Source organism: Cupriavidus sp. H39, from assembly GCF_050271075.1.
GTDB lineage: Bacteria > Pseudomonadota > Gammaproteobacteria > Burkholderiales > Burkholderiaceae > Cupriavidus > Cupriavidus necator_B.
In genome coordinates, this window is sequence record NZ_CP189846.1 from 577,789 (window position 1) to 596,959 (window position 19,171).

Genomic DNA, 19,171 nt, shown 5'->3' on the forward strand with positions numbered 1-19,171 from the left:
TGACCCGGGACCGGCACTGGGCCGCGCACTGGCTGCGTGGTGCAAAGCCCGGCTGTACCGCTCCACCCGTGACTGATGCTTTCCGACTTGTTGACACCGCATAGGACTGACTGATGACGGGCCGCAAGCCGCTTTCCGTCCCGACGCGCAAGCCCTGCGGTGTGCGGTGTGCCTGCCTCGTCTGTTGACTGTATTAAGTGCCATGGCGCACAGAAGCGACAGTAGGCAGACGGCTGGTACTCGTTCATCCTTTGGTTGGTTGGTAGCAGGCCGGCGCGGCGCCCGGGGCTGGCGGCGAATGCAAGTAAGCGGCCGGCACCGGGCCGGTGGCGAGCGCGCATGACGCGCTGCCAGGCCAGGCATGGCAAGGGGAGCCCCGGCTGACGGCGGCGGACTGGCGCGTCCTGCAGGCCAGATATGCCCTAAAGGGCCTGAGCGTCGTAGCTGGCGGGCCGGTCGGCGTTGATGGCGTAGATCTCCCCCGAAGGGATGGCGCCGGACGCCGCCTCCGGTCCGCCCTCATGCATCAGGCGGATGCGCCGCGTTTCTCCTGGCCCCAGGTGGAACCAGTCCTGCTCCGGCACGAACACGTGATCCTCGATATGCACCCAGCGCGCAAAGCGGCGCGTGCCGACGTGCAGCCACCACTGGCCCTGCACGCATTCGACGCTGCCATGCAGCTCGGGCGGCGCCAGCGCGCCGGCGCTGCGGTCAGGCAGATAGACCGCCTGGCTCAGCGGCGCGCCGCCGCTGTCGTCATCGGCATGCAGCGTGGCCAGCACCACGTCGTGGACGGGCGGCCCGAAGCGGTAGGCATAGGTGAAGTCGAAGAAGCGGTCGAGCATCGCCGCCGCCGCGATCCGGCAGCACTCGCGCGGCCGCAGCGCCAGCACCTCCCGCGCCTGCGCCGCCACCGCCTCGCCGTCGCGCAGGCAGCGCAGCGTCAGCTGCACCGTGCGCGCCTGCGCGGTTTCATTGATGACATGCACATGCAGGCCATTCAGGCCCTCGTCGGTCAGCAGCACCTGGAGCGGCTGCCACACCGCGCGCAACGCATGCCACGGCGACTTGGGGCGTCCGCACGCATCGACGATGCCCCAGCCGGCGCCGGGCAACAGGTCCTGCAACTGCCACACCAGCCCGCCCGCGCAGGTGGAACCCACGCGGCGCCATTCGCTGAAGACCTCGGTCATGATCTCGGCCACCACCGCGCGCGACAGCGCCAGGTAGCGCGCCGGGCGCTCGTAGCGCAACTGCGGCGGATCGACCTGGTACAGCTTGCGCAAGTAGAAGTCGCGGATATCCTCGAAGTCCCACGCCGCGCCGGCATCGCGCGGCACCCGCGCCTTCCAGCGCGGATCGTGCAGCGGCTGGGTCAGGCCATGCTGGTTCAGCGTGCGCGCGCAGGGCACGTTGGCAAAGGCCAGGCACTCGGAAGTAAAGCGCACGTTGGCCAGCCGCGCATCCGCCAGCGGACGCTGGTAGGCGCCCACGCCGTAGTAATGGGTGATGCCGGTATCGGGCTGGAACGGCCACGCGCCTTCGCTGGGCGAGTTGCGCACATAGACCACGTCGGCCCGGTGCCTGGCCACCAGGCCGGGGATCAGCGCGTCGAACAGCGGCTGGCGCCAGTCGCCGCGCGGCGTGCCCAGCATGGCCGCCTGCTGCTCGGCTTCGCTGCCGCCGCACAGCACGGCAATGGCCGGATGCGCGCCCGTGGACAGCAGCCACTGCCCGACTTCGCGCGCGGCATCGTCCATCAGGCCGCGCGCGGCTTGCGGATCTGCGCCATAGTCGAAATTGGCGAACATGAAGTCCTGCCACACCATCAGGCCCAATGCGTCGCAGCAGCGATAGAAGGCCTCGCCGGGGTAGCAGGTGACGCCGCTGACCCGCACCATGTTCATGCCCGCGTCGCGCGCCAGCTGCAGCCAGCGGGCCACGGCCTCGTCGCTGTCGGCCAGCCCGGGCAGGTCATGGCTGGACACGCAGGCACCGCGGCAGAAGATGCGCTCGCCGTTGACGCGCAGCGCAAAGGCGCCGGGCTCGCCCTCGCGGTCTTCCTCCACGATGCGAAAGCCAACCCGCGCGCAATGCAGCGCCTGCGCGCCGAGGCGGGCCTCGACGCGGTACAGCACGGGGTCGCCATGCGTATGCGGCCACCAGCGGCGCGCTTGCGGCACCCGCAGCGTGCCGGCCAGCACCTGCGCGGAAGCGCGCGCCAGCGTGCCCCAGATTTCGCTGTCGCCATCCGCTGCCAGCCAGCGCGCCTGCGCCGGCGCCGGTCCCGGGAAGTGCAGCGTCAGCGCGATGATGCCGTCGGTGCCGTCCAGCTGCGTGCTGACCTCGGCGCGCACGCCGTGCAGCGGATCGGCGCTGGCCGGATCAAGCAACTCGATGCTGCGCCAGGGCCCGACCGCATGGACCGGCGGACACCAGCCCGGCATGTGGCCCAGCAGCGTGGTGCGGACCGCGCGTAGCGTGGGCGGCACGATCATGCGCGGCTTCCAGCGGACCTGGCCGCGCTGCCTGCGCAACCACGGATGCAACGCGCGGAAGCACAGGTGCAGCGTGTTGTCGCCGGCCAGCTGCACCGCGACCTGGTGGGCGGCAAACATATGGCGCGTGGTCAGCACCAGCACGCCGTTGAGCCACACCTCGGCCAGCGTCGCCAGGCCATTGCAGCGCAGCGTGCGCGCCCCGCTGCCGACAAAGCGCACGCGGTACCAGTGGTCATGCCGGTGCAGCGGCGGCGGCGCGCTGTCGTCCCAGCGGCCCGCCGCGCGCATGGCCGCCGCCACCGTGCCGGGCACGGGCGCGGGCAGCCACGCCGCATCGGGCGCAAGATCAGCCGGCGCCTGCGCCGCGTCCGGCAGCGTTTGCAGCCAGCACCATTCGCCGGCCAGCGCGCCGGAGCCGACCGCCACGCCGGGCGCGATCGCCAGCGCAGTGGGTTCCGACGTGACAGGGGTCGTGGCGGTGGTCTTGGCGGAGGTCGTGGGCGCGCCCTGGCCTTGCGCCAGTGGCGCCACGTCGCGCGCGTTCATGCGACGCTCGCGCCCAGGTGCGAGGCCAGGGCCGGTACCGTGCCCTGGTAGGCCTGCTCGAGCTGGTCCAGGCAGTCGTGGCATGGATCGGACTTGCGGCTGATCACCGCGCGCATCAACCGGAACTGCATCACCATGGCTTCGGAGGCCATGGTGTAGCAGGCCTCGCCGATGCAATCGGGCATCGCGTGCCCGTGCAGCACCAGCCAGCGCAGATAGCGTCCGAGCAGTTCGAAATTGACACCCAGCTGGCGCAGCACGCTGGCCGCATAGACCTGGAAGTTGGGCTCGCCACGCACCATCAGTTGCTCGAGATGGCCCGGGAACGCCATGCGGAACACGCTGATCGGGTTGTTCTGCGGACGGCGCGACAGGTGATGGCGCAGCAGCTCCAGCGAAGTCCGCATCAGCGCGGCATCAGTCTGCGCGGCAAAGCGCCGCCGCGCCACCGACGCATGCGGAAACGCCGCCACCTCGCCGTAACCCACGGTTGCGGGGCGGAAGATGGCGGCATAGTCGTCCCCGCTGGCGGTGTGGTAGCCGTCGCCGTGGAAGTAGCCCACGGCGGCCGCCTCGGGCACCAGCACGTCAATGCCGATGCACGAGCGCATATGCTGGCGGCGATACGTGCCGGCCGGCTGCGGCAGTTGATAGCTGTCGACTTCCAGCAGCACCACGTTGCCGCGCGCGGTTTGGGTGGCAACATGCGCCTCGAGCCGGTCGTACATCGACAGCTCGTGCGTGACGATGCCATACAGGCGTTCAAGGTCGTTGGCGGGGAACGCCGAGAGCGTGAACTGGTCGCCCTCGAAGTCCTGCGCCACGGTGAACGGCAGTGCGGCGATGGGCTCGAGATCCCACCCTTGCAGCAGCTCGACCCACAGGTCGATCTGCTGGTTCGCATGGGACCAGACCGGATTGCCGCCATGCCAGGTGGAGCGGCCTGCGCGAACCCTGGCTCTGCCGTCGCCGTACATTTACCCCCCCCACAGCGTGTCGCGCACGGTTTGCGGCCAGCGTGCCGGATCCAGTCCGTGGTGGCGCAGCAGCGCCAGTGCCATGCGCTCGACGCCGATGCCGACGCAGCCCGTGTGCGCGACGGCGCCGTCCGCGCTGCGCAGCTGCCACATGTTGCCGAAGTGGTCCATGTGGTAGTTGAAGCTCATGCACGCCGTGGGCGGTGCGCCGTCGTTGATCGGAATCAGCAGCTCGAACTTGAGCCTGAGCTCGCGCTGGCTTTCGGCCACCAGCTTGCCGCCGCGCCCGAAGAACGGATCGTTGGCGACGTCGATTTCCACCGGCAGCTGCAGCGCCTCGCCCAGCTCCGGCACGCGCGCAAGCCACTGCTCGCGGAACGCCGCGATGCGCTGCTGCGTCCCCAGGCAGACATACTCGCGCTGGCGAAACAGCTGCATGCGGGTCGGCTCCAGCGAAGACTCGTGGCGGAAGCAGTACGACAGCACGTCGACCACCTTGCCGCCCTCGGGCAGCGGGCCGCGCCGTGCGATCACGGGGTAGATCGGATAGCACGCGGCCGGAGTCAGCACCACGCCGGTCGGCTGCTGCTGGTCGGTCCAGTCGTCCTTGTCCTCCAGGCGCGCCAGCAGGCGGCGGTGGCCTTTGTCGTCGCCGCAGAAGCTGTGGACGGTGCCGGCCAGTTGCGGAAAGCTCTTCAGGTAGCCGCTGGTCTCGAAGTCGGCCTGGCCCATGGCCGGCGGGAAATGCAGCGTTTCGGCGCCCAGGTCGTGCCCCAGTCGCGTCATGAAGGCGTTAATGCCTTCGCAGATCGATTCGAAGGTGGTATTGCGGCCATAGAGGCCGGGCACGCCGGTCGGGATCATCAGGCCCTCGGCCACCAGCTGCTCGAGGAACGTGGGGCCGGATGCGCCCGGCGCCGGCTCGCCGCGCAGCGCTGCGGCGCCGGCCTCGGCCGGGGCGCCGCCCAGTGCGCCGGCGTCGGTCAGGGGATGGATGTCCATGCGATCTCCCTCAGGAACGGTCGGCCAGCAACAGATTGGCCGTGTTGGTCAGGATGCGATCGTTGTTGATCATCAGCGGCGCCGACCACAGATCGCGCAAGTGGCGGCCCAGGCTGAACGGCGTGCCGTGCTTGTAGCCAGCCATGCCGCATACCAGCATGGCCTGTTGTACCGCCTCCAGCGCCAGCGAGGACACCGCGGTCTTGAGCCCGTTCATGCCCGCGGCCAGCGCGAATGCGGTGGACACCGACGGCTCGGCATGGCGCTGGCGCTGCTGTTCCAGCGCCAGTTCCAGCCGCCCTTCGATCAGCTGCAGCAGGCTGACCGCTTCCGCCACGCGCGCCGCCGACGGCGGCAGCGAGCCGGGCCGCGCGCGCGCCTGGCCCTGGAAGAACGTCTTGGCGCGCGCCACCGCATCGCTGCAGATGCCGAGCCACAGCGCACTCCACAGGATGTGCGACACCGGCGTCATGGTGGCGTCGGCAATTTCGCCGAACGACACCGGCAGCACCTGCGCCAGCTCGCCCGCGGCTTCGAGGCGGAAGCCATTGCTGCAGGTGCCGCGCATGCCCAGCGTGTCCCACGTGTTCAGGCTTTGCAGCGTGTAGTCCGGCTTCAGCGCGCACACCAGGACCTGGTCCGATGGCGCGGCGTCGGCATGGCGGCGCGCCGTGATCAGGATGCCGTCGGCATGCGCGCCATACGAAATGGTCGGCGCCATCTTGAGCAGGTGAAAGCGCTCGCCCTCGACGTTGAGCGCACAGCCGCTGCTGCGCAGCGCGCCGCCAATGGCCTCCTCTGAGGTAGCCGAAGCCAGCAGCAGCTGCTCGGCGGCAATGCGTGCCAGCAGGTCCTGGTGCCAGGGACTGCCGGTGCCGTGTTCGATCACGCAGGCCACTTGGATCTGGTGCATGGCGTAGATCATCCCGGTTGACGCGCACGCCGCGCCGAGCACGCGACAGATTGCAGCCACCGTGGCCAGCGAGGCGCCGGCGCCGCCTTGCGCGGCGGGCACCATGGCGCCGATCAGGCCATGCTGGCGCAGGCTGTCGCAGGCTTCCTGCGGGAAGCGCGCGTCGCGGTCGACCGCGTCGGCGTGCGCCTGCGCCACCGCGGCAGCGGCCTGGGCGGCGGCGAGCAGCGCTTCGCCGCTCGCCCGCACGGCGTCCGATTCGGCGCTGGAATGTGCCAGTGCCACCCTCGCTACGGGGGTCATGCTGCCTCCTGTTGCTGCCGGATCTGCTCGACCGCGGCGGCCAGGGAATCGATGCTGCGGAACAGCTGGCGCGTCAGCATCTGGTCCGGGATCTCGATATCGAAAGCGTTCTCGAGCGCGAGCATCACGTGCACGGTGGCCAGCGACGACAAGCCGGCGGCATACAGGTCATCGCTGTCTGCCAGGTCGGCGAGCGGCACATCGAGCCGGGCCACTTCGCCCAGGATGCTGCGGATGGTTGCTTTCATGGAACACCTCCCGTTTTTTATGGGTGCGGCCTATTGCACGCTTAACAAGCTGCGGCTTCGGTACGTTTGCGCACCAATCCATGCGCCCCCCGGGCCCCGCCGCGGCCGGCTCAATACGCACTGGTGCCGGTCCAGCCATGCAGCGCGGTGCGCAGGATGATCTGCAGGTCGAGCTGGAACGACCAGTGCTGGATGTAGTAGATGTCGAACTCGATACGCCGGCGCATCTTTTCGACGGTGTCGGTCTGGCCGCGCAGGCCATTGATCTGGGCCCAGCCAGTGATGCCCGGCTTGACCCGGTGCCGCAGCATGTAGCGGTCGATCAGCTCCTTGTAGAGCTCGTTGTGCTCCATGGCATGGGGGCGCGGGCCCACCACCGACATCTCGCCGCGCAGCACGTTGAAGAACTGGGGCAACTCGTCCAGGCTGGTGCGGCGCAGGAAGGCGCCGACCCGGGTCACGCGCGCATCGCCGCGTACCGCCTGTGTCACGCCCACATCGGCGTGCAGTCGCATGGTGCGGAACTTGAAGACCTCGAACGGGCGCCCGTCCATGCCCAGCCGGCGCTGGCGGAACAGCACCGGCCCCGGCGACGACAGCTTCACCAGCGTCGCCACCACCAGCAGCAGTGGCGCCAGCCCGATCAGCGCCGCCAGCGCGAAGGCGCGGTCGAAGCTGGCCTTGAGCAACCCGGTGATGCCCGACACCGGCGGGCTGTTCAAGTCGATCACGGGCAGGCCCAGGAACTCGCTGAAGCGGTGGCCCAGCAGTTCCACCGACATCACGTCGGGGATCCAGCGAATGTCGATCAGCTCATTGCGGAACTGGCGCACCACGTCGTACAGGTCGCGGCAAGCCACCATCGGCAGGGTCAGCCAGATCTCTCTCACGGCCTGGCTGCGCACGAACAGGTTGACCTCGTCCATGGTGCGCAGCGAGACCACGCCGTGCGGCACCGCGATCGGCTCCTCATGGTAGATGCCGACCACGCGGTAGCCCGCGGCGCGGATCTGGTCCACGCGCAGGTACATCTCGCGGCCCAGCGGCCCGTAGCCAAAGATCACCACGCGCTTGGCGTTGATGCCCTGTTCGCGCACGTTGCCCAGCATGCGGAACATGACGGCACGCACACCCGCCAGCGCCAGCAGGCTGGAACCGAACCAGGCCAGCGACCAGACCCGCGACACCGCGGCGATCTGGTGCATCAGGAACGCCGTCATCAGTCCGACGATAAACACCGTGGTCCACGCGGCGAGCAGGCGCAGCACCAGCGCCGCGCGGCTGCGGCCGCGCCACGATTCATAGATGCCGAAAGCGGGAAACACCGCCAGCACGCCCACCGAACACAGCGCGGCAAGGAAGCCGTGAACCGGCGCGGCGCCGCGGATGCCCTCCGGAAAGTACAGCGCACCGATCATCACCGCGCAGGTGCCGACCAGCACCGCGTCGGCCAGCCGGTACAACAGGTGCAGCGCCGTGTGGCGCTCTGCCGCAAAGGTCGAACTGGATGCCATGGCTGCCACCGCGAATGCAATGCTGGATGGAGCGATGGTTGCCGAGGCGCACGCCAGTGTCTGTTGGCGGGCGCACACAGCCCCTGGCGGGAAAATCAGCCCGGCACGGCCGCGCTCAGCACGACCCGGGGCGCACGAAGGCGTGGAGGCTGGCGTGCCCGGGCGCGCGCCCGTGCATGGCCCATTCGCCGCGCTGGAAGGTGCGGTCGCGGCCGGACAGCAGCATGGCAAGCTGCTGGATCAGCGCGTGTGAGGCGCCCACGGTGCGAGTCATCGGCATCACCAGGGCCGTGGCCAGCACCAGGCTGGCCAGCACCATCGCCAGCGGCCCGTGCGGCGTGGTACGCCGCAGGATGAACGGCAGGCTCACGCACAGCCCTACCGCCAGGCCGCCCGCCACTTCCGACACCGAGTGCGCGTGCAGCGCCAGCCGCGACACCCCCACCAGCAATGCCAGGCCTACGCCCGCGCTCGCCGCGATCCAGCCCACGCGCCGCCACGCCGCCGGCACCGCCAGGTAGAGCAGCACCGGCAGCACCGACGCCGCCATCATCGCGTGGCCGGAGAAGCCGGTGAAGTTCAGCGCCGCGCTGCCAATGCCCCAGCCCAGGAACGCGAGCTTGGACGCCAGCACCAGCAGCGCTGCCGCGGCGAACGCCAACACCCAGTGGCGCGCGCTGCCAGGCGCGCCGCGCCAGTACAGCCACAGCGACAGGAACACGGCGCAAGGCAGCAGGTACGCGGATTCGCCGAACAGGGAAACGAGATGCCAGTGGCTCATGGGCGTGCGCAAGGGGTAGGCGTCAGGGTCTGGTGGCGCAGCGTACCACCGCGCCGCGCGCGGCGGCATCGCCCGCTTGGGCGGATCGCCCGGCGCGGCACGCGCGCGCATCGCGGGCCCGGCCCGCGCCCGGTCAGGGTGCAGACAGGTTGAGAGTGCATGACGGCATTGGCCTTCTGGTGGATAGAGAGTCTTTGCGCAATTCGATATGTTCAATCGGGATCGCTGCCCATGCATCACCGGGCAGCGTTTTCAAAGCCCGCATGGTCCCCCGGTCGGCGGGCTTCTTTTTTTGCCGGCCGCGCATGCGGCCCCAGAACGGCGGCGGCAAGGTGCCACCATGCGACCCGCCCGGTACCGCCTGCACGGCATCGCCCACGCGGTACGGCCCACGCGGCACGGCCCACACAAACGCACAGCGGCACCGGGCGCTCGCGCCGGGTGCCGCTGCACAACCGCTGCGCGTGCCTGCAGGTTCAGGTCACCAGTGACGGCGGCACACGGTGCCGATGCTGCGCGATGATCAGCGCCTTGATGCTCTCCACGCGCAGCAAGGCTTCGCGCTCGCCGGCGGCGCGCGCGGCATCGGCGGCGGCCAGCTCGCAATCGAACTGGCGCCCATGCAGTTCTCCCCGGTACAGCAGCGGCTCATCGCTGCCGGCAGCGCCATCCGCGCCGCAACCTTCCTCACGATGGGCGGCGAGCCTGATCTCGAAGCAGCACGCCCACTTTCCCCGGCCCTCGCGCACCGCAAAGCCGCGCACGACGAGGAACTCCAGTCCGGCCTCCATACGACCCCCTTCTCCCCGGGACGGCCAGCCTGCAAATGAGGGCCAGCTTCTGCCTCCGGGCGAATCAAGCATAGGCCATCGGCAATATTGCGCCCTCATCCGGTGGTTGTAGGACGGGTCGCACAAAGGAGGGAGGGAGCCGACGCACGAGCCCCGCCCAAGGACAGCGCCATGCGCGGAAAACATTGGCCGCCTGCCCACACCAGCGCGGTGGCCGCGCACACCAGGTCCACCGCCGCGGGCAACGCCAGGCAACCGCTCGCGCCGAGCAGGGCGGCATGCAGGACCAGCGCGGGATCGAGACGATCCGACAACACCAGCCAGCGCCGCGGCGCCAGGCGCGCGTGCAGTTGGTCCAGCCATGCGCGGGGATCGCCGTCCAGGCCGCTGCAATCGATCACGGCAATATCCGCGGGATCCGGCGGCAGCCGCGCGCCGGCGTGCGCAGGCGTCTGGCCCGGGACGGGCTGAGGGCCCTGGGTAGCGGTCCGCGCCGGCGCAGCGCTTGCCGGGGCATGCGCTGATGCCTGCAGCCATTGCGGCGTGCGGCAGGTGATCGGCTTCGGCAAGTCCAGCGCGTGCAGGCGCCGTGCGAGGACACGGCACATCATTTCATTGCTGGCGATCAGGTAGGTCGGCATTGACTCGGTCCGGCGGCAACCCGGGCGGCCATGGCAGTGGCCGTGCGGTCGGGTCCGGGCTGCGCTGCGGCCCGGCAGGGAAGGCATCGCGCCAGCGCCAACCCGCCGGCGTCGGTCTGTGCAGGTGCCTTCCCTCAGAAGGTAGCAAGCCGCTGCCACCCCTGCCTCATGCTTTTGGCGGAGCGCCGGGCGGCAGAAGGATGAGGCGCCGCCCGCCATGGTGCGGGCGCCGTCCGGTTGCCAAGGCTGCCAGCTCAGGCCGCCTGGACCACGGGTGTGGACACTCGCGTCGACGGCGCCGCCGGATCCGGTCCCGCCCAGTTGAGCGTCGCGCCCTTTTGCAGGGCCACGTAGACCGCTTCGCCCTTGTTGCGCACATGCAGGCGCTGATACAGCGTACAGGCATGCGTCTTGGCCGTGGCGATCGAGATGTTCAGCATGCGGCTGACGGTCTTGATCGGATAGCCCCGCGCCAGCAATGCCAGCACTTCATACTGGCGCTCGGTGATGTTCAGCAGGTGTGCGCCGGCCGATGGCGTTTCGTACGCCGTGGCGTGCGCGGCGAACTGGCGTTGCACCACCGGTGTCGCGCTGTCGTGCCCGGCATCGTCCACCCCAGGGCGCAGCGCCACCACCCGGGCATCGCCCGGGACCGCCGCCGGACGCGCCGCGTCGGCGTCCGTGCCGGCGTGCCGGCCCGGCATCGGCTGGCTCCACGCCGGGAAGCACTCGCCGCCGGCCAGCACCAGCCGTACCGCCGCATCCAGCGCGTCGGCGCTGCAGTGTTTCGGCACGCAGCCACGCACCGGCTCGGGCAATCCGCCCTCGGGCAGCGCCGGCATCGCCTGCTCGCTGAGGACCAGTACCCGCTGTGGTCGCAGCCGCTGACACACCTGCTTGAGCATGGACCAGCCGCTGGCCTGGTCGGCCGGCAGTCCGTAGACCATCAGGTCGGCATCATTGAGCCAAAGGTCGGAATCGATGGGCGCCAGCGGATCGATGTCCAGCAGGTCGCCTTCGAGGTGTGCTTGGGCCAGCAGATGGCGCAGACCCAGGCGCAGGAGGGGGTGAGGCTCGATCAAGAGGATGGTGGCCATGGCCGCTCTCTTATTATTGCGGCAAGCACGGACCCCGCGACAATCCGTACCTGCTTATCGGACGTGCCCCGCTATCCTGCGGTTGCACCTCCATACGATCCGCCAGTGCTCCGGGGCCGCCGTGCAGCCTTCCCGTCTGGCTGCAGATCGTCCTTATCCTGGAGATACCGGATCGCCCCGGTTGCGTGTGAAACGCTTGTGTTGCAAGAGCCTTAGATTCGGCTGAAGTCTGATCTAAGTATTTGTAACTCCTGAACTGCAGCATATGAAACACGCCCGGCGAATGCAAGGTCATGGTGCGCTGCAGCGGGTAATCCCCAACCGGCACGTTGCGACGCCGCTCGCCCGGTCTCACGGCGACTCATTCGAGCATACGGGTGGAATCACGCCCGCGGGACTGTGCATCCCGCGCCATCCCGCATAAAATTATCGGCATTGCATTTTGCTATGCATTTCGGGTCGGATGATTTCTGCCTCGCCTAGGGTGCCTTATAAATCAATAAGTTAGCGATACTGCGCAATGATTCCTGCCATCCCCGCCGTCAGCCTTACCCGCAGCGAGTTCGCCGCCGTACGCGCTTATGTCCAGGGCATGCCGGCCGCCATGGTGGTCCCCCGCTACCTGGCTGATGACGCCGACGACGACGACGCAGGGGCGGAGTCGGCGCTGCGCATCCTGCTGGGCTTGCGTGATCGCATGGTCCAGCTCGCGCATCTGCACGGGCGCGCCGACCTCGCCGACCTGCTGCTGGCCGGCCCGGGGCGCTCAAACCGGGGGATGGATCGCCGGGTGGATGCGCTCGGTGAACTGGAACGGCTCGGCACGGCGGCTCCTCAGGCCCAGCACAGCGTGGAACTGTGGTTTGCGCCCGCACTGGCGCGACGCCTGCGCAATGCCGGAATTGTGACGCTTGAATCTCTTTTGGGCTTGGCCAATCGGCGCGGTACAGCGTGGTGGCGGGCGGTGCCGCGCATTGGTGCCCTCGCCGGCGCCGCCATCAACCGCTGGCTCGGCGAGCATCGCACGCTCTTCAAGGGCGGGGATGGTGCACCGCTGCTGCACGCGCACGTCGGCAACCGCGCGCCGCTGCAACCGATGGCGCTGAGTCCGGCGCTGCGCCAGCCATTGCCGCTCGAGTGGCTGAGTGAGGCGCCGGCCACCAGTGCAGGCGGCGCCTGCCCGTACAGCCACGGCGTGACGGTGGTCAAGGCATGGCTGCGCGACGCGGCAGGCCACGCCAGCACGTTTGCCGCGTATCGCAAGGAGGCCGAGCGGTTGTTGCTGTGGGCAGCGCTGGAGCGCAGCAAGGGGCTATTGCAACTGGGCCTGGACGACCACCAGGCCTACCTGGCTTTCCTGGCCAGCCCCGAACCCGCCAGCCGTTGGTGCGGGCCGCGCGCGCCCCGGCACCAGGCCGCGTGGCGGCCACTGACCGGCCCGCTGAGCCCGGCCAGCCAGCGTCACAGCCAGCGCGTGCTGGCTGCCTTGTTCCGGTGGATGCACGATAACGGCTATGTTTGTGCGGCGCGCTGGCCCGCGCAGACCGGGGCGGAACTGGCAGCGAAGCCGGAAGCCGTGGCGGCTGCGCTGCCCGCCCGCGCTCCGCTGCCGCACGACAGTGTTGTCGCCTTGCTGTCATGGCTGGCGGCGCAGGCCGAAGCCAGCGACGGGCAGCGCTACCGCGCCGCGCACGCCGCCGTGCTGCTGTTGCGCGAGCAACGGCTGAGCCTGGATCAGTTGGCTTCGGCGACGTTGCGATCGCTGTCCCCAGCGGGGCCCCCAGACGGCCAGGCCGTCGAACCCGGCAACCTCGGTCATGATGCAGACGCGTCCAGCCCAGCGATCAGCCTTGCCCCGGCGACACGGTTTGCGCTGGTGCGCCACTGGCAGGACCGCCAGCTGCAATGGGATGGGCCAGGCATGGAGGACGCCTGCCTGATCGGTCCGGCGGCGGCGCCGCCCACCGGGCGCGCCCGCCGCAAGCGCGCGGCACAGCCTTTGGGGGGCTATTCGGTGCGCGGCCTGCACGCCTTGCTTGCCAGCACGCTGGAGCGCTACCGCAAGCGCTGTGATCCGGCATTCCCGGCGCGTTCGCCGCGCGATCTGATGGCCTGAAAACAAGGAGGGCAGTGTCGCCACTGCCCCCCATACTCGCCCCGCCCCGCCTATCAGGTCGGCGTCCGCGTCGCGGCGGAGCCAGGCGGGCGCCGGTTTCAGAGCAAGGTCTTGTCGAGTCCGAAGCGCGACTTCAGCGCTTCAACCAGCGCCTCGCGCGCGCTGCGGTCGGTCAGTTGCACGTCCAGCATCACGCGTCCGGAATCCCATTCCTTGATGGTGCCCAGCAACTGGCCGCTGTCGGTCCGGATCTTGTATTGCCGGCTGATCTCCTTGACCTTGCGCGCCTTGCCGTCCTGCGCCTGCTTGCGAATCGCCTCGACTTCGCGGCTGGACAGCCCATCGTGGATGATCCGCGCCGCCAGCTCGCGGGTCCGCTCTTCGCCCGCCAGCTTGAAGTACAGCGTCAGTTCGTAGCCGGCGGCAATCCCGATCGCGCTCGGGCGTTCGCGCATCACGCCCAGCACCGACTCCGGCAGGCGCAGCAACGCGAGGGTCTTGTTCACCGTGCCGGCGGAGATGCCGGTCAGTTCGCAGATTTCCTCTTCCTTCTGAACCTTGCCTTCGTCAAGCAGCTGGCGCCAGGCAATGGCATTGTCGAGGGCGGACTGGTCCGAGCGCTGCTCGTTCAGCATGAACGACAAGCGGTAGAAATCCAGGTCGCTCAGGTCGTCCTCGACAAAACATTCCATTTCAAGCTTGCCGGCAGATGCCAGGGCTCGCTTGCGGTAATGGCCGTCGATCAGGATGTAATGGCCCGGGCGCGCCGGGTCCGCCGCGGCCAGGCCAGGCGTCTTCTGGCCGTGCGTGGCGATTGAGGCCGCGCGTTCCTGCACTACCGCGGGGTCGTAGATGCGGCGTGCATTCAGCGGGTTGTCATGTAGCTGCGCCAGCGGAATCCGGATCAGTTGCCGGCCCGCAGGAACGTCGTCGAGACTTTCAGCGCTGAAACCGGGCGACGCTTCGACCGCCCCCCTGCCCTGCAGCAGGCCGTTGGGATGCTGGGAAATGGCGGCTTCCGCCCGCGCGAAGCGGTCCATCGTATCGTTCCGGCTCTTCTCGGCCGCCATGCCGGCGAGCATGCCATCCTTCAGGCTTTTCAATTTGGTAGCCATGCCTATTGCTCAATCAAAGACAACACTTCATCGACCATCATGTCGACTTCCTGCACCGCCTCGCGCGCGCCGGCCACGCCATGCACGGTGCAGCCGATCGCCTGGCATTCGCGGAACGCCGAGCGCGACCCGATCATCGAATTCAACAGCGGGACCTCGCCATCGTCGCCAAGGATTTCAATCGCCTGGCGCGCAATCGACACCCGGCGCTGGACCATATTGGCCATGACCCGGATCAGCAGCGATTCGTTCTGGACCTGGGCGTGCTGGGCCAGCGTTTTGGCGGCCACTGCCGCCCACAGGTCCGGCGGCGAAGGCACCACGGGAATGATGGCAAGGTCGGAAATCAGCAACGCACTGGATGGCGCCGCCGAATGAACTGCCGGCGGGCAATCCACCACGATGTAGTCATAATCCTGGACAAATTTGCGGACCTCGCGATGCATGGCGCCGCCGGACGGCGCCAGACCAATCACCGAGGCCGGGAACGGCCGTTCATCGCTGGCCTGGGCCGCCCATCGGGTGGCGGTGCCTTGTTCGTCCATGTCGACCAGCATCGACCGCGCACCCCGCAGGCCCAGCGTGCCGGCAAGATGCATGCTGACCGTGGTCTTGCCGCAACCGCCTTTCTGGTTAAAGACCGTAATGATTTTGGCTGGCACGCGACCTCTCTTTCAGCGCTGAAAGCGCAGTTTGATTCTTAAGGCGCAACTGTAGCCAAAACCACGTGACGCATCAACCGTTTTCCAATTTAACAAAATTTGTGTTTCAACACGCAGAAGGCCAAACCGACCGAGCGACGCCGGAAAACACACAAGACGGAAAAATTGCTTGAAAAGCAGGCCGGAATGTGCCTAAAGTATCTGTAGTGCGCATTACGCCGCACATGACACCGTAATCCAAAGTGGTTATGATGCGCGCTACAGTCGAGTCAAGTCGTGTCACCTCGTCGGCTTCCGTTCGGTATCTACGAGAACTCAACGTGCTTGAACGGTTGTTTGCGTTGTGTACAAGAACTTGCTTCGAAAAGGAAATTCCTATGGCAACCGGTACGGTCAAGTGGTTCAACGAGACCAAGGGCTTTGGCTTCATTACCCCGGACGACGGTGGTGCAGACCTGTTCGCGCACTTCTCAGAAATCCAGGGCTCGGGCTTCAAGACCCTGAAGGACGGGCAGCGCGTGACGTTTGAAGTCAAGCAAGGCCCGAAGGGCCTGCAGGCTTCGGCCATCAAGCCGGCCTGATCCAGCCTCGGCTGACCCCCTCGCCCGCCGCGATGCATGCGCGACGGGCAACAAAAAAGGCAAGCGTTTCACGCTTGCCTTTTTTGCATCCAGGCTTGTCCGCCTGCGGCGCGGTTCAGCCCAGCTTGCGCACGCTGGTGCGCGACGGCTGCAGGATCAGCGCCTTGGACGAATCCGCATCCACCTTGGCGCCGGGGTAGACCACCAGCACGTCCTTCAGGGCCTTGCGGAACAGCGCGCGGAACTTGCGTTCACTCTCGGTTTCCGTGCCGAACTGCATCTGCAGCGCTTCCCAGGGGATCTCGGTACGGCGCTGAATCGTGAAGAACCGGTAAGTCAACCAAGAGTACACGTCGAGCGCGAACGGCGACTGCTTGAGGGCCTTCAGCGCGCGCATGTCCACCGGCACCGGCCGATTGACCAGCTCGTTGAAGAAAGGCTCGGACAGTACCACGAAGCTTTCGAACATCGAGCCCTGGCCCGGCTGCATCGGATCCCACCAGGTCGACAGCTGATCGGCCAGCAGGTAGCCCACGCGATCGATCGATAGCGGCTCGTGGTTCGGATTCTGGTTCTGGCTTGGCGTCGACTTGTTCTGCACGATCGCGATGGTCGCCGAGAACAGGCGGATCATCTGCTGGCGGACCAGCGTCATGGTGCCGCGCTTGCCCCCGGTGGCCATCGGGATGCCGAGGTTGTACATGAACTCGGACAGCGAGTTGCCAAGCGAGATACGTCGGTCTTCTACCGTGCCGGTGAACTCGCCGCGCTTTTTCTTCGCCATGATCTCCTTGCCGATCCAGGCCAGCATCAGGCGCGGATAGGAGCCGTACGGGTACCCCAGCGACACCGTCTCCGAAACCAGCTTCTGGCGGCCGTTGGTGGCGCGTTCGGAGCGTTGCTGCGTGAAATAGCCCGGCTGGATCATCAGCGAAATATTGCCGCTGGTGCGGGTCCAGACCGGCGGCGCACCTTTGGGCGCGCGATATGGCAGCGTGACCTGGACGCTGGCGCGGCTGAGGAAGCCGACCTCGCCGCTTTGCCAGGCGTCTTCGCGCTCCATGGCCTGCGCCTCGTCGAACAGGCGCTGGAATTTCTCGGACGGGACCAGGTTGTTCTCGTTGCCGGGAACAATGATGCGGGAGGGTTCGGCGTCCAGGTCGAGGACGCTTCCCCCCGTGGCGGCCGGGGAGCGTTTGATGGGCATAGTGGCTTGCTTCGGATTACCCGCCTTTGTACTCGAAGCCGCAAAGCTTGTCACGCAGAAACAGGTACATAAGCGACGGCATTGCTCGCGGGGTTCTTGTCAGCCGGGAGGATCCGATGGCTGATCGCATGGTGGCGGACGGTGGGCAACCCGGCAGGGTTGTCCACGGTTCGCCAGCCATCAGCTACCAGTAAACGATACCGATACGGGTTAACTACTTGTAAACCGTATACGTGAAGTCAAGCCCGTTGATTCGTAAGGGAAAATGAGCGCCCTGCGAACCCGATTCTGCGGCGATCCGTACCCAATTCAGCGAAGGGGCGAACCCGTATCTGCGACCAACCGAACCTGTATCTGCGGCCGGCGCGAACCGGATTCTGCGGGGATAACTCGCGTCGCCCACAGGCTTCTCCACAGGCGGGAGCCCGCAAAGCGTACCCGATTCTGCGAGATAGTCGCGTGCCAGACGAGATGAGGCGCGACTTCCCGCCCAAAACCGGTGGATAACTGCGCCGGCGTGGGCTTATCCACGCAGAAACAAGTTCGCGTTCGAGGTGCCCGGCTGGCGCCCTGAGACGCGCCGCGTACCCGTTTCTGCGAAAACGCCCGCCAAAGCGTACCCGATTCTGCGTTGGGCTCAGATTTGCTGCACCTGGCCACCCTAGCGTACCTGTTTCTGCGGCGTACCCGTTTCTGCGAAAGAGCCATGACAGCCTGGTTCGCCCGAACCGTACCCATTTCTGCGGGCTCGACCGAGGGTGCTGCGACGCCATCCGTACCCGTTTCTGCGTCAGCAATTCCCTAGGCCAGGGCGGTCCTTTGGCCAAGTTTCCATTATACAGGCGACTTATCCAAAAAGCTAGTACTTACACCCAACGTATACGTGTGCGAACAAGACCGTGACCCGCCCGTACCCGTTTCTGCGAGGCCTTACGGAGAGACTTGGCACGACTGGCTGCCCACATGGCGATGCTTCGCCAATGCGTACCCGATTCTGCGAGCGCGCCTGTCCGGCAACTGACGCAAACCCCGTACCCAAATCTGCGAACGCAAAGCGTGGCGCGGCCCCGCAGCCCGGTTCTGCGCCGCAGCATGGTGCGTACCCGTTTCTGCGTTAACCCGCCACGGCTGGGGATGTGGATAAATCTGGGCCTGGGCGGCGTTCCGGATGTCCACCGGGGACACAAAAAAATTTGCGGCGTACCCGTTTCTGCGTGGAGGCACTGGGCGGGTTCGGAGGGCAATGCGTACCCGTTTCTGCGTGGCGATACGATGGGAGCGGGAGGCTCAGGGTACTGGCGCGTACCCGTTTCTGCGGGGAGGGGACGCGGGTCCAGCGCTCCGCGGTGCAACATTGCGTACTCGTTTCTGCGAGGGAAGTCGAAGGAAGGCGCGGCGCCGACGAGCGCTTGCCGATCAGGCAGGAAGAGGGGAAAGGGCCGGGAAACGAAGGCGGAGACAGCGCAGGTGAGGCAAGGCCGCGCCGTGATGCTGCGTCAGAAAACAAAAAACCCCGCCTTGGGGCGGGGTTCTACGTTGCGCGGCGCACACCAGGTGCGCCAGGGCGGTCAACGCTTACAGCGGGGTGATGTTCGCGGCCTGCAGGCCCTTCGGGCCATTCTTGACTTCGAACTGCACGCGCTGGTTTTCCTGCAGCGACTTGAAGCCGTCAGCACGGATTTCCGAGAAATGGGCGAAGAGGTCGTCACCACCCGCGTCCGGCTTGATGAAGCCGAAGCCCTTGGCGTCGTTGAACCACTTGACGATACCGGTTTGCATGATTTGCTTTCCAGAAAAAGGACAGAAAAGATCGCATGACGAAAACGTCATCCGACACGGGGAACTCAAGGAAAGGACACCATGGACAACCGAAGTACCAGACGGTGGCTAACGAATGAACTGTTGCCTCGTCGCTTGAATCTAGGCGGGTTTATACGGGGGATTGCGGCCACCGTCAAGATGGGGCCGGCCCCATGCCGCGCGGCTCCCGGGACTGGCCGGCCGCGTGCGCGTCGTGGGATCATCACGCCTTTTGCATGTTGCTGATTCGTGCCCGCCGTGACGGCGCCGGGGCCGGCCGGTGCACAGTACGCTTGCCGATCGGGGCATGCGCCGCGGGCGCACCAGACCGAGCGGCACCTGTACTGATCGACGGGCCTGGCCCTGCGCGCAGCGG

General features: G+C 67.3%; 16 protein-coding genes. 2 read left to right on the top strand and 14 right to left on the bottom strand.

The annotated features are described in order from the left end of the window. Window positions 1–422: 422 nt before the first annotated feature. From ACOCMH_RS03030 to ACOCMH_RS03075, 10 genes are all read right to left on the bottom strand, one after another. On the bottom strand, window positions 423–3,047 hold the full coding sequence (locus ACOCMH_RS03030; RefSeq protein ID WP_427307703.1) for a glycosyl hydrolase 2 galactose-binding domain-containing protein: 2,625 nt from the start codon (window positions 3,045–3,047) through the stop codon (window positions 423–425). Continuing rightward, window positions 3,044–4,024: a DUF1839 family protein gene (locus ACOCMH_RS03035; protein ID WP_427307704.1), complete on the bottom strand. Its 981-nt coding sequence runs from the start codon at window positions 4,022–4,024 to the stop codon at window positions 3,044–3,046. The genes ACOCMH_RS03030 and ACOCMH_RS03035 overlap by 4 nt, the downstream gene beginning before the upstream one ends. Further along, the gene (locus ACOCMH_RS03040; RefSeq protein WP_427307705.1) at window positions 4,025–5,026 is read right to left on the bottom strand and encodes an amino acid--[acyl-carrier-protein] ligase; all 1,002 of its coding nucleotides are present in this window, start codon (window positions 5,024–5,026) and stop codon (window positions 4,025–4,027) included. Between the two features lie 10 nt (window positions 5,027–5,036). Beyond that, window positions 5,037–6,242, bottom strand: a complete 1,206-nt coding sequence (locus ACOCMH_RS03045) for an acyl-CoA dehydrogenase family protein (protein ID WP_427307706.1) — start codon at window positions 6,240–6,242, stop codon at window positions 5,037–5,039. Further along, window positions 6,239–6,490 carry an acyl carrier protein gene (locus ACOCMH_RS03050; RefSeq protein ID WP_012354876.1) on the bottom strand — a complete coding sequence of 84 codons (252 nt, stop codon included), beginning with the start codon at window positions 6,488–6,490 and terminating at the stop codon, window positions 6,239–6,241. Before ACOCMH_RS03050 ends, ACOCMH_RS03045 begins: the two co-directional genes overlap by 4 nt. Window positions 6,491–6,600: 110 nt before the next feature. Continuing rightward, window positions 6,601–8,004, bottom strand: coding sequence for an undecaprenyl-phosphate glucose phosphotransferase (locus tag ACOCMH_RS03055; RefSeq protein ID WP_427307707.1), 1,404 nt, complete (start codon window positions 8,002–8,004; stop codon window positions 6,601–6,603). A gap of 115 nt (window positions 8,005–8,119) precedes the next feature. Beyond that, window positions 8,120–8,785 carry a phosphatase PAP2 family protein gene (locus tag ACOCMH_RS03060; protein WP_427307708.1) on the bottom strand — a complete coding sequence of 222 codons (666 nt, stop codon included), beginning with the start codon at window positions 8,783–8,785 and terminating at the stop codon, window positions 8,120–8,122. Between the two features lie 476 nt (window positions 8,786–9,261). Beyond that, entirely contained in the window at window positions 9,262–9,576 is a 315-nt protein-coding gene (locus ACOCMH_RS03065) for a hypothetical protein (protein WP_427307709.1), read from the bottom strand. Window positions 9,577–9,671: 95 nt separating this feature from the next. Further along, window positions 9,672–10,217 (bottom strand): DNA-binding response regulator, encoded by a 546-nt coding sequence (locus ACOCMH_RS03070; RefSeq protein WP_427307710.1) that lies wholly within the window; start codon window positions 10,215–10,217, stop codon window positions 9,672–9,674. 254 nt (window positions 10,218–10,471) lie between these two features. Beyond that, window positions 10,472–11,314 (bottom strand): response regulator transcription factor, encoded by an 843-nt coding sequence (locus ACOCMH_RS03075; protein ID WP_427307711.1) that lies wholly within the window; start codon window positions 11,312–11,314, stop codon window positions 10,472–10,474. A 520-nt stretch (window positions 11,315–11,834) separates the two neighbouring features. Here ACOCMH_RS03075 and ACOCMH_RS03080 point away from each other — a divergent pair. Continuing rightward, window positions 11,835–13,430, top strand: coding sequence for a phage integrase family protein (locus ACOCMH_RS03080; RefSeq protein WP_427307712.1), 1,596 nt, complete (start codon window positions 11,835–11,837; stop codon window positions 13,428–13,430). A 98-nt stretch (window positions 13,431–13,528) separates the two neighbouring features. Here ACOCMH_RS03080 and ACOCMH_RS03085 read toward each other — a convergent pair whose 3' ends face one another. Both ACOCMH_RS03085 and ACOCMH_RS03090 read right to left on the bottom strand, forming a co-directional pair. After that, on the bottom strand, window positions 13,529–14,545 hold the full coding sequence (locus ACOCMH_RS03085; protein WP_427307713.1) for a ParB/RepB/Spo0J family partition protein: 1,017 nt from the start codon (window positions 14,543–14,545) through the stop codon (window positions 13,529–13,531). Window positions 14,546–14,547: 2 nt separating this feature from the next. Next, entirely contained in the window at window positions 14,548–15,207 is a 660-nt protein-coding gene (locus ACOCMH_RS03090; RefSeq protein ID WP_427307714.1) for an AAA family ATPase, read from the bottom strand. Between the two features lie 377 nt (window positions 15,208–15,584). Here ACOCMH_RS03090 and ACOCMH_RS03095 point away from each other — a divergent pair, with 377 nt between their 5' ends. Next, window positions 15,585–15,788, top strand: a complete 204-nt coding sequence (locus ACOCMH_RS03095) for a cold-shock protein (RefSeq protein ID WP_006159056.1) — start codon at window positions 15,585–15,587, stop codon at window positions 15,786–15,788. Window positions 15,789–15,903: 115 nt separating this feature from the next. On the opposite strand, the gene ACOCMH_RS03100 is transcribed toward ACOCMH_RS03095, so the two are convergent. Together ACOCMH_RS03100 and ACOCMH_RS03105 are read right to left on the bottom strand one after the other, a co-directional pair. After that, entirely contained in the window at window positions 15,904–16,995 is a 1,092-nt protein-coding gene (locus ACOCMH_RS03100; protein WP_427307715.1) for a replication protein RepA, read from the bottom strand. A 1,575-nt stretch (window positions 16,996–18,570) separates the two neighbouring features. After that, complete coding sequence (locus ACOCMH_RS03105) at window positions 18,571–18,774, bottom strand: cold-shock protein (protein WP_010811149.1); 204 nt, start codon at window positions 18,772–18,774, stop codon at window positions 18,571–18,573. Window positions 18,775–19,171 lie beyond the last annotated feature (397 nt).